16 protein-coding genes and 1 tRNA gene are annotated in these 8,519 nt (G+C 48.3%); 16 read left to right on the top strand and 1 reads right to left on the bottom strand.

Annotation, left to right across the window (positions count from 1 at the left end):
- From IPL17_RS18335 to IPL17_RS18265, 15 genes are all read left to right on the top strand, one after another.
- Positions 1-382 (top strand): hypothetical protein (locus tag IPL17_RS18335; RefSeq protein ID WP_345308537.1); only part of this gene is annotated, 382 nt, incomplete at its 5' end.
- Positions 373-513: a hypothetical protein gene (locus IPL17_RS18330; protein WP_345308536.1), complete on the top strand. Its 141-nt coding sequence runs from the start codon at positions 373-375 to the stop codon at positions 511-513. The genes IPL17_RS18335 and IPL17_RS18330, both read left to right, overlap by 10 nt.
- 336 nt (positions 514-849) lie before the next feature.
- On the top strand, positions 850-987 hold the full coding sequence (locus IPL17_RS18325; RefSeq protein WP_345308535.1) for a hypothetical protein: 138 nt from the start codon (positions 850-852) through the stop codon (positions 985-987).
- Positions 988-1,221: 234 nt separating this feature from the next.
- A complete protein-coding gene (locus IPL17_RS18320; RefSeq protein WP_345308534.1) occupies positions 1,222-1,812 on the top strand; it encodes a hypothetical protein in 591 nt (196 codons plus the stop codon).
- Positions 1,785-2,024, top strand: a complete 240-nt coding sequence (locus IPL17_RS18315) for a hypothetical protein (protein WP_345308533.1) — start codon at positions 1,785-1,787, stop codon at positions 2,022-2,024. The genes IPL17_RS18320 and IPL17_RS18315 overlap by 28 nt, the downstream gene beginning before the upstream one ends.
- A 98-nt stretch (positions 2,025-2,122) precedes the next feature.
- Entirely contained in the window at positions 2,123-2,296 is a 174-nt protein-coding gene (locus tag IPL17_RS18310; RefSeq protein WP_345308532.1) for a hypothetical protein, read from the top strand.
- A gap of 214 nt (positions 2,297-2,510) precedes the next feature.
- Positions 2,511-2,729, top strand: coding sequence for a hypothetical protein (locus IPL17_RS18305; RefSeq protein WP_345308531.1), 219 nt, complete (start codon positions 2,511-2,513; stop codon positions 2,727-2,729).
- Positions 2,730-2,734: 5 nt separating this feature from the next.
- Positions 2,735-3,061, top strand: coding sequence for a hypothetical protein (locus IPL17_RS18300; protein WP_345308530.1), 327 nt, complete (start codon positions 2,735-2,737; stop codon positions 3,059-3,061).
- A 265-nt stretch (positions 3,062-3,326) separates the two neighbouring features.
- On the top strand, positions 3,327-3,593 hold the full coding sequence (locus IPL17_RS18295; protein WP_345308529.1) for a hypothetical protein: 267 nt from the start codon (positions 3,327-3,329) through the stop codon (positions 3,591-3,593).
- Positions 3,594-3,726: 133 nt separating this feature from the next.
- Entirely contained in the window at positions 3,727-3,945 is a 219-nt protein-coding gene (locus tag IPL17_RS18290) for a hypothetical protein (protein ID WP_345308528.1), read from the top strand.
- Positions 3,942-4,082 carry a hypothetical protein gene (locus tag IPL17_RS18285; RefSeq protein WP_345308527.1) on the top strand — a complete coding sequence of 47 codons (141 nt, stop codon included), beginning with the start codon at positions 3,942-3,944 and terminating at the stop codon, positions 4,080-4,082. The genes IPL17_RS18290 and IPL17_RS18285 overlap by 4 nt, the downstream gene beginning before the upstream one ends.
- 151 nt (positions 4,083-4,233) lie before the next feature.
- Positions 4,234-5,247 carry a PKD domain-containing protein gene (locus IPL17_RS18280; RefSeq protein ID WP_345308526.1) on the top strand — a complete coding sequence of 338 codons (1,014 nt, stop codon included), beginning with the start codon at positions 4,234-4,236 and terminating at the stop codon, positions 5,245-5,247.
- A gap of 55 nt (positions 5,248-5,302) precedes the next feature.
- Positions 5,303-5,644 (top strand): PKD domain-containing protein, encoded by a 342-nt coding sequence (locus IPL17_RS18275; RefSeq protein WP_345308525.1) that lies wholly within the window; start codon positions 5,303-5,305, stop codon positions 5,642-5,644.
- Positions 5,645-5,840: 196 nt separating this feature from the next.
- On the top strand, positions 5,841-6,347 hold the full coding sequence (locus IPL17_RS18270) for a hypothetical protein (RefSeq protein WP_345308524.1): 507 nt from the start codon (positions 5,841-5,843) through the stop codon (positions 6,345-6,347).
- A 128-nt stretch (positions 6,348-6,475) separates the two neighbouring features.
- A tRNA-Glu gene (locus IPL17_RS18265) sits at positions 6,476-6,548 on the top strand.
- A 61-nt stretch (positions 6,549-6,609) separates the two neighbouring features.
- Here IPL17_RS18265 and IPL17_RS18260 read toward each other — a convergent pair.
- Positions 6,610-7,389, bottom strand: a complete 780-nt coding sequence (locus tag IPL17_RS18260) for a hypothetical protein (protein WP_345308523.1) — start codon at positions 7,387-7,389, stop codon at positions 6,610-6,612.
- Between the two features lie 195 nt (positions 7,390-7,584).
- Between IPL17_RS18260 and IPL17_RS18255 the strand changes: the two genes are divergently transcribed.
- Positions 7,585-8,508, top strand: coding sequence for an EamA family transporter (locus IPL17_RS18255; RefSeq protein WP_345308522.1), 924 nt, complete (start codon positions 7,585-7,587; stop codon positions 8,506-8,508).
- The last annotated feature ends 11 nt before the right edge of the window (positions 8,509-8,519 follow it).

Genomic DNA, 8,519 nt, shown 5'->3' with positions numbered 1-8,519 from the left:
ACCAATACCCGGCAGCGGAACGCTCTCTGGCCCATTCACAGTGACAGATGATAAGACAACCGTTGTCTGCCCATCAGCCAATTTGAATGATACTGTGCTGTTCGATCATTTTGAGAATAGTCATCTCGCACAGTACGCCAACGGTACGCCTGTTTACGTGAATGGTCTTGCTGGATTTGGACAAGCCATTGACTTCAGCTCCGGCGCCTGGCTGCGCTATAACGTGCGGGTTGGTATCAATAGCCCCAGCACTTATGGCCCAATCGGCAAGGCAGGCTCGGTTGATCTTTGGGTATATCCAAAACAATACGGTGTCGGTTTTGTGAACTTTAATTGGGCAATGCTGATACACCTCCCGGTGGAGGTCACATTTTGCATCTAAGCTCGACTACGGAAGGCAAGCTCTATGGCGATTCGTGGAGCGCCATTAATGGTCCTACCTTGATCCCATTGCCGCCCGGCAATACAACCATTCCATATTCAATGGTCACACGTGGCTTATGTGTGGGGTGAAAGTGGAACAGGTTTATATGTCAACGGTGTGCAGGATTCCCACTCGCCTGATAATTTATACCCGGCTTTGAATTCACTTTCTACGCTTTTGAAACCTATTGGGGTTATCCGGGCATTGGCTACAATTGACGACCTGCGCATTACAAGCAGTGCACAGACAAATTTCGGTGTGTCTGCTCTGGCTGAGAGAATCGATCACTTGTAATGGCAGTTACGTTGTCACAAAACGATATTGATGCTGGTTCGATCACCAATACGGCGCAGGCACATGCCTTCTTTAGCGCGGACTGATTGACTCAAATCAGGATGCTGCGACGGTGACGCTATCCCATCAACATGACCCAGCCATTCCAGGTATGGGTCACAGAACTCCCATTCTGTAAACGGACGGAATTGGCGGAAGATAGTTTTAATTCACTGACCATCGAGGACCCCCACCACACCGTTATCTCCAGACTTGACGAGCGTGCGTAAGCGACTCCCTGTTGGTGGGGATCAGATCAGGGTTGTGTTTATTTCGAGATGGGAGATTTCCAATACGCCGTCGGGCAAATCATTACAATGAGTGACGAGACCTACACAAAGGTTTTCACGATCACATCATTAGATTTGAAAATAACAAATGCAGATCCGTCCACAGATATCGTGTCTGGAACCGCTGCCCTAACAGTACCTTAAGTGTTGAAATTGGCGGTGCTGAACGGACCAATGAGATTTGTATCTGCCGATCCGTCCGGTCATTGGTCAGTTATTTTTTCCGTCGCAGGCCCCGCTCCAAAGGAAGGAATCTTTGACATTGTTCCAGGCACAAGCATTTGGAATGCTCAAAGTGATAATGATGGAGATTGCATTAGCGATTATTTCACGGTGCCTGAGGCAGTCAATCCTTTCATCATTGTTCAGCCGAATGAAGATCGTGTTTTCGGCTTTGATTGGCCCGTAGGCGCCCTCTTGGAACTGGAGATTGATGACCCTGCAACACCGCAGTCACCCGATTACACCGCCTCCCAGATATTTATTGAATCTGATGATTGGAGGAATGGCTTCGAATTGGGCGGCCTCTTCGATATTCAGCCTGGTCATTTGGTTACAGTGAACGATGGCACTACGGTCAGACAACATACCGTGACCCATCTTGCCGTAACCAATATTGATGTAGATGCAGATACGGTTTCTGGCACTGGTTATCCCGGTGCGATGATCCATGTTGGTACGGTTTGTGATAATACCGGCTGCGCCAGCCGCAATATAAATGTGGATGAGAACGGAATTTGGATCGCCGATTTTCCGTCCCTGTAATTGGTCATGGCGATGCTGGAATGGTATTCGATCTTCGCCCCGGCATGGGATCCGGTGAGTATGAATTCGACGCCGATGAAAGATTCTACAAACGTTTCCTGGAGCATCCCCAATCCTTATTTCAATGTTCGGGCAAACAACGAACAGATCGAGGCTTGGGAATGGAACATTGGCAGCACTCTGACCGTGAATATTTATTCTTCTGGCACTGAGACTTCCCTGCCAGATTACACAATTTCTGATGTAGTAACTGGCCCAACCCTTGGGGGAGATACAAGAAACTATTTGTCCTTCAACCTCAACGGGATCTATGATACTAAGCCCGGGATACCTGGTCACGGTCAGTGACGGCACCATAAGCAAGCAACATATTGTGAAACCGCTTGCCTTCGATGTTATGGATGTGGATGCAGATACAGTCAGCAGGGTTTTCTGGGCGGGTTCCAATGTCGATGTCTGGGCTTGTGATAATTCAATTCTATAACCGCCATGTGACAGCAAGCGATCCGGGAATATGGATCGCGGATTGGCATATTCCAGGACCGCAGGTGATGAAAACAACACTTTGGATCTTGTCCTTGGAACATGGGTGGATTCGTCTCAAGCGATGATGATGGTGACAGCACGATGTTCGGTCAAAGCATTCCCAATCCCTTCATCAGACGAGGCCCCGCTGATAATTGGATTCATGCGCGCGAATGGCCGATCGGTACTCTCATCACAATGAACATCAGCGGCTCAAGCGAAATCTATACTGCCATAATGGGCCAGCACCTTGGAATCCCTATGACCCCAACGACATTGTCGCTGATTTCGACCTGCAAGGCTATGACATTCAAGCTGGCGATGTGATCACCGCCAGTGGAAACGGCATGACCAACTCTTACAGTCTCCCAACTCGCGATCACAGACTTTGACCTGAATGCTGATACGCTTTTCAGGAGTTGCCACACCTGAAGTCCAAATTCAAGTCTGCGCGATGTTCCGGATCGCTGTATCATACGCTGGGGTCACAGCAGATGACTCTGGCAACTGGCTGGCAAACTATCAGGTTCCCGGAACGGGCAATGATGATCCAGATACCTTCGATATTCAGCCGGATAGCAATGGCTGGGTGGCTGAACGCGATGAAGACCGCGATCGGACCTGGATCAGTTGGAACATCCCCAATCCCGCTTTTGGTGCTCGTCCAAATGAAGAAAGTGTTGAACTTTGGCAGTGGCCGTTAGGCGCAACCGTAACAAATTGAGATTGATGATCCTGCAACGCCACAAATAAATCCTGATTTTACAGGTACCGCAATTGCCAACATTCCTTCATGGATCCAAATGAAACCCGCTTTACTCTGAACTTCAGTGGTAAATATGATCTCAAGCCGGGTGATCTTGTTACTGTAACTGAAGGAACACCATAAACACACACAGTAACCGGCTTCCAAATTACAAACATAAATATTGATGCAGACATAGTCTCAGGCATAACCGATACAGGAGGGTCGGTGGATCTTTGGATTTGTGGCAATAATAGTTGTGTCAACCGCAACGAGCCTGTTGACCAAAATGGTGAATGGTCTGCCAATTTCGCTGTTCCAGGCGATGGAGGATGGGGAACAGGGTACTTTCGATATCAAACCCGGTATAGGTGGCGATCCTGCCCAATGGGACGAAGACGGCGATGGCACGGTGATCGGATGGAGAGTTCACAATCCCATCATCTGCCCGCCCATTCGAGAGAGCAAGTCAGCGGTTACGACTGGCCAGACGGCGCGCTCATCACCATGACGATTGATGACCCTCCCGACGGCTTCGCCAGATTACACTGCTATCTCAACAGCCCAAATGCAATACTTCGGACAAACGGAGGTGATGTTCAACCTGATCGACCTATTCACCTTGGCCCGGCCATATCATTACAATGACAGATAGCACCACTACCAAGACTCATATGGTTACGAATTTGGCGGTCCAATCTGTCGATGTTGACACAGATCAAGTGTTTGGCGTGGCTGATCCAGCCATACGATCCAAATTTTTGTTTGGGCATCACAAGACAACTCCACTGCCTGGCGGGATGTCACTGCTGACAGCAATGGAAGCTGGGTTGCTGACTTCTCCATCTCAATGGATGGCATGACTTATGATGTCCTTGCTGAAACATGGGGTGAGACTTCTGAGTATGATGAAGATGGTGACAATACCAATGTCTATTGGCGGGCACCCAACCCCAACATTACCGTTTACCCTGATGATGAAATTATCGAAGGGGAATGACTGGCCGCTTGACTCAGTTTTGACTGTTCAAATTGGCAACCCCGATCAGCCTGATTACACGACCACCACGACCTTGGATCCCCGATCAGGATCATACTCTGCCTTGGTTTAGATTGGATCTGTCCAGTGTTTATGACCTGCAACCCGTGAGATGGTGACTGCGTTCGATGCAGAGACAACCAAACAATTAATCGTTGTCAACCGCAACATCACGCTGATTGACATGGTTACAGATACGATAACCGGCACATGGGATCAGAATATCACGTTCGTGGTTCTGTGGGCTTGCGATGATAATGGCTGTGTAGGCCGCAGAAAAGATGTGACCCCGGGCGAAGTCTGGTCTGTGAATTTTGCCCTACCCGGTGAATTAAGCTGGGAGAACGCCGTTTTGGATATCCAACCTCATACAACTGGCGGTATCTATCAGAACGACGAGGATGGGGATGGGACAAGTTATGCATGGTCCTTGAACCAGCCACCTCAAGCGGACCTCGGGCCTGATCTTGTTACCGACGAAGGTTCCACCCTTATACTGGATGCGTCCGCATCCTCCGACCCTGAATCTGATTTAATAACCTATGCTTGGGACCTCGACAACGACGGCGAATATGACGACGCCGTTGGTGTGACAACCAGCAAATCCTTCCCCGACAATGGCACGTACACTGTCGGCCTAAAGGTTACTGATCAGTATGGCGAGTCTGATACTGACACAGCACAGATCAACGTGATTAATGTCACGCCGCTTGTTGATATTCAAGAGGCCCTGGCAAACAATCTGGGCGTACTCCTGGGTAACGGTGCATTTACTGACCTCGGCGCGGATGCATGGACTGCCACGGTCAATTACGGTGATGGTACTGGTATTCAGAGCCTCGCACTCAACCCGGATAAAACCTTCCCTCTCAACCATACTTATATCGCCAATGGCAATTACACTGTTGAAGTCTGCGTCAGCGACGATGATAGCGCTTCGGGCTGTGACCAGGCCCAAGTCACGGTCACGCTGAACCATCCGCCTGTCGCGGAAGCTGGCGGACCTTATGTAGGCTATGAAGGAACGAGCATCACCCTCAATGCTTCCCGCTCCACTGACCCGGATGGAAACATCATACGTTATGAGTGGGATCTGATAACGACGGTCTATTCGACGATGCGTTAGAACAAGACCAAAATTCACCGCCATCGATAACAGCATTTTCACTGTTCGCGTCCGTGTGACTGACGCTAGAGGCTTAAGCAGTGAGGATAGCTCAACGGTCACTGTCAAGAATGTGCCGCCAGTTATCACCTCACTGACGTTCAACAGCTCTGTTCGTGTTGGAGTAAAGCTAAATACATACGCCACATTCAAAGATGTTGGTATCAACGATACCTTCACCGCGACATGGAAATGGGGCGATGGTACTATCAGCGCTGGAGCCATCAGCGGCAAGACGGTCAACGGCTCACATATCTATGCAAAGCCTGGCATTTACCTCATCACCATCACCGTCAAGGATAAAGACGGCAGTGTAGGTCAGGCCTACAAATTAATCCTTGTGCTTCCGAAGAGATAATTAAGACCTTAGTGTTAATGAAGTAAACAAACAACAGTTGACAGGCGCCATGCCTGTCAACTGTTGTTTAGGAAATCCATATTTTCATCCACACAATTTCTCTATAAGCTGGTCACAACCTGATTACATCGCTGCTCTATCATTGCAGAAGGTTGGAGGCGCTCCAACCAATCAAATTAAAAAAGAGGTATAAAAAATGAAAAAGAAAATTTCAATCCTGATCGGTGGTTTACTGGCAGTTGCGGTTTTGTTCGGCGCTTACAATGTTAAGACCGCGTATGCGCAGGGCGACACGGCGATGATGCAGCGCGGCGGCGGTGGACACGGCCACGGCGGAGAACGCGGGCTCGGTCAACCTGAACTGGAAGCTGCTGCCAAAGTCCTCGGCATGACCTCCACTGAATTGTCCACCGCGCTGACATCTGGCAAGACACTTGAAGATTTAGCCACCACTGCCAAAGTGGACATCCAAGATGTAAAAGATGCCATCAATGCAGTCCATGCTGACGAGATGCGTGCGCAGATCGAAGCTGGTGTTGCTGACGGCACGATCTCTCAGGAAAAAGCCGACTGGCTGCTCGAAGGTCTGGATAAAGGTTTCCTTGATGGTCCCCGCGGATTTGGCTTAGGCGGACCTCATGGGCGCAGCGGTCAATTGGATGATCAATCTGGAATAACAGTCACCCCAACTGCCGCTCCATAATTGAAGAAGGAAGTAAAAAATGCAGGTGAAGAATGATTCTTCACCTGCATTTTCATTGTGGGTCAAATGCCATTGTTGACGATTCAAATTCGGGATGATAGAATACAGCCCGCTCGACCAAAATAAGCGCCCCCATCGTCTAGTGGCCCAGGACGAAGCCCTCTCAAGGCTTAAACCGGGATTCGAATTCCCGTGGGGGCACAATATAATTTGAAAACCAAGCATCAAAAAAATAAGCCAGTCGCTTGACTGGCTTATTTCATTACAGCATTTTACCTGGAATGACCGGCAGAGTGTCCAAATGCCAAATGGTCGGATGAATAACCTCACGAGGCTTTGTACATAACCTTAGCGGAATATCTCTCGTTGCAGTGTGTCCCAAAACGCTTGCTCCCAGCAGGCAATACCCCGTGACCTCTTCCGTCCTGCCTTCGTATTCGACGGCAAACGGGAGTATAGGAAAAAATTCGATATCCGCAAGCAAAGCCCATTGTTCAGGTCTCTGTCGGATCACCGGGGTATAGACATCGAATCCCAGTCCAACATTGCGGACAAGCCCCTCATTATTATGCATACTTGCCTTCCAAAATAGATATGGTTCATAGAACCAGTTGTTCTTCTTTGGATTAAGCCTTCTGGTGTCATGTGTGTTCATTCTACCCACCACCCGCCCATGCGTTGAGGTCATCTGGTCAATCGCGATGAAATTACATGGCAGCATGATATTTTCAAACTGGCATTCATCCAGATCGGACGGATCTAAATCATCGTATTTGTGTCTTCGATTTACCATTAGCATGTAAGGTCTTTTCCACCACGACCATGCCTCAGGGGTCATCAACTTTTGCATGTATTCGATCCACTCCAATGGAACGGTATAGGTATGCCCCTTGGTACGGCCTTTTGGAAAATCCATCAGCGGACCAGCTTGAACATCAAAAGACCTTTCCGTTGCTATATCAAAGCGCTGTTTTATGATCCCAAGTTTATAAGGGATTACGGGAAGGCGCAGGCGCGGGCGTGTGGATTGAATTTTTGTCATATTCTTTTTTTACTCCAAGCCTCATAATAGTTCAACGCAAATAATGCAACAATCCTCGTTTTAGGGTATTAGATCCCCCTCAAAATGACCAGTTGAGCAAAAGATTGAAAACCGCCTCAAATAGCGTTACCGATATATAATTTCGCCGCTATCAATATAAAGCATCAACGAACCTATTTTTTCAAGGGTAATTTCATGGAAAATAAATCCCAATCTTCACGCGGGTTTTTGATCGCGCTTACCGCAACTGTGATCTGGTCAACCACCGGAATCTTCATCAGCTATTTAAGCAGGGAGTATTCCCTGCCATCTCTGGTGCTGGCATTTTGGCGCGATTTGTTCGTTTCGTTCGGGATGGCCGTTGGCTTGCTTGTATTCAGCCGGGCACGTTTTCACCTTGAGCGCAGTCACTGGAAATTCATGATCCTATATGGGTTGACCCTGGCCATCTTCAATTCCATGTGGACATTCTCGGTTCAATATAATGGAGCGGCAGTGGCAACGGTCATGGCCTTCAGTTCTCCCGCCATGACCGCGATTTTGAGTAAAATTATTTTCAAGGAACAATTCAGCCCAATCAAAATATTCTCGATCGTGCTCAGCCTTGCAGGGATCGTCTTTGTTTCAGGTGCATATGATCCATCCGCATGGAATCTCAATCCGCTTGGAATTGTCTTTGGATTGCTCTCAGGTTTTATGTTCGCCGTATACAACCTTGAAGGCAAACATGCTTCGGATACCCATGTCGATTCATGGACAGCCCTGCTTTACAGTTTTGCGGGAGCTACTTTTTTTCTATTATTTTTCAATCTTGGAAACGATCTATTCAACGCAGGCAAAGTCCCATTTGCAGATATGCTCTGGCTGGGAAATTCGATCTCTGGCTGGGGGATACTATTCTTTCTAGGTGTGGCACCCACATTAGGGGGATTCGGACTTTATACGTTAAGTATCCGCTATCTCTCCCCCACCACTTCAAATTTGATCGCCACACTCGAGCCCGCTTTTACAGCGATCTGGGCCTACTTCATTCTTAACGAAATACTAACCGGCATGCAGTTGATGGGCGGTTTCTTGGTTCTTGCAGGTGTAATCCTATTAAGATTCGCAAAAGAATAAAGGCTTTTATA

It is taken from the genome of Candidatus Villigracilis saccharophilus (genome assembly GCF_016711665.1).
The sequence above is the reverse complement of the archived record's forward strand: the minus strand, read 5'-3'. Positions and strand labels throughout refer to the sequence as shown.

Coding starts and splice junctions, on each gene's coding strand:
- IPL17_RS18310 (WP_345308532.1), top strand. CDS start 2,123: ATGATACTAAGCCCGGGATACCTGGTCACGGTCAGTGACGGCACCATA.
- IPL17_RS18260 (WP_345308523.1), bottom strand. CDS start 7,389: ATGACAAAAATTCAATCCACACGCCCGCGCCTGCGCCTTCCCGTAATC.
- IPL17_RS18300 (WP_345308530.1), top strand. CDS start 2,735: ATGCTGATACGCTTTTCAGGAGTTGCCACACCTGAAGTCCAAATTCAA.
- IPL17_RS18255 (WP_345308522.1), top strand. CDS start 7,585: ATGGAAAATAAATCCCAATCTTCACGCGGGTTTTTGATCGCGCTTACC.
- IPL17_RS18325 (WP_345308535.1), top strand. CDS start 850: ATGACCCAGCCATTCCAGGTATGGGTCACAGAACTCCCATTCTGTAAA.
- IPL17_RS18290 (WP_345308528.1), top strand. CDS start 3,727: ATGACAGATAGCACCACTACCAAGACTCATATGGTTACGAATTTGGCG.
- IPL17_RS18305 (WP_345308531.1), top strand. CDS start 2,511: ATGGCCGATCGGTACTCTCATCACAATGAACATCAGCGGCTCAAGCGA.
- IPL17_RS18285 (WP_345308527.1), top strand. CDS start 3,942: ATGACTTATGATGTCCTTGCTGAAACATGGGGTGAGACTTCTGAGTAT.
- IPL17_RS18320 (WP_345308534.1), top strand. CDS start 1,222: ATGAGATTTGTATCTGCCGATCCGTCCGGTCATTGGTCAGTTATTTTT.
- IPL17_RS18270 (WP_345308524.1), top strand. CDS start 5,841: ATGAAAAAGAAAATTTCAATCCTGATCGGTGGTTTACTGGCAGTTGCG.
- IPL17_RS18280 (WP_345308526.1), top strand. CDS start 4,234: ATGGTGACTGCGTTCGATGCAGAGACAACCAAACAATTAATCGTTGTC.